Below are 633 nucleotides of genomic sequence, written 5' to 3' on the forward strand. Positions count from 1 at the left end.
AGGGGAACCTGCGGCTGGATCACCTCCTTAAACGACATCTCCAGATCGTCCCGGTAAAGTGTCCACATGAATTGTCTGACTGAAAGATAAAGAAGAGCACAGTCGCTAGGCTGAAACGTTTGGTCTGATCGCTAGGTTAGCCAAGTTTGTAGGCTTGTAGCTCAGCTGGTTAGAGCGCACCCCTGATAAGGGTGAGGTCGGTGGTTCAAGTCCACTCAGGCCTACCATTCAGTTTCGACAACTCGATATGGGGCTATAGCTCAGCTGGGAGAGCGCCTGCCTTGCACGCAGGAGGTCTGCGGTTCGATCCCGCATAGCTCCACCATTTCGTGTTTGATTGTTCAAACCAAGAAGTGAACATAACAAAACATTGTCCCTTAGGGTTCAGTGATTTTCTTATGTTTTCTTTATGAAAACCGCTCTTTAACAATGTAGATTAATGCCAATTAAAGATACTTTGTATATTTTGTATTACAAGTGTTTGAAATTGATCCAACAAATGTTTGGTTTTTAGGCCTCGCCTAAACACCAAGCGGATAAATTTTTATCTTTGTAATCTTGATAGCGCGTATCCGGTGATTATCGTAATCAGCAAAGTCTTAACCAGACCCTTTTGGGTTATATGGTCAAGCA

Annotated in this window: 2 tRNA genes; both read left to right on the forward strand. The window is 43.9% G+C overall.

The window, feature by feature from the left end:
- The first annotated feature begins 150 nt into the window (after positions 1-150).
- A tRNA-Ile gene (locus BV405_RS17485) sits at positions 151-227 on the forward strand.
- Between the two features lie 22 nt (positions 228-249).
- Positions 250-325: transfer RNA gene (locus BV405_RS17490), tRNA-Ala, on the forward strand.
- The last annotated feature ends 308 nt before the right edge of the window (positions 326-633 follow it).

Source organism: Oceanospirillum sanctuarii, from assembly GCF_002150805.1.
Lineage (GTDB): Bacteria > Pseudomonadota > Gammaproteobacteria > Pseudomonadales > Halomonadaceae > Oceanospirillum > Oceanospirillum sanctuarii.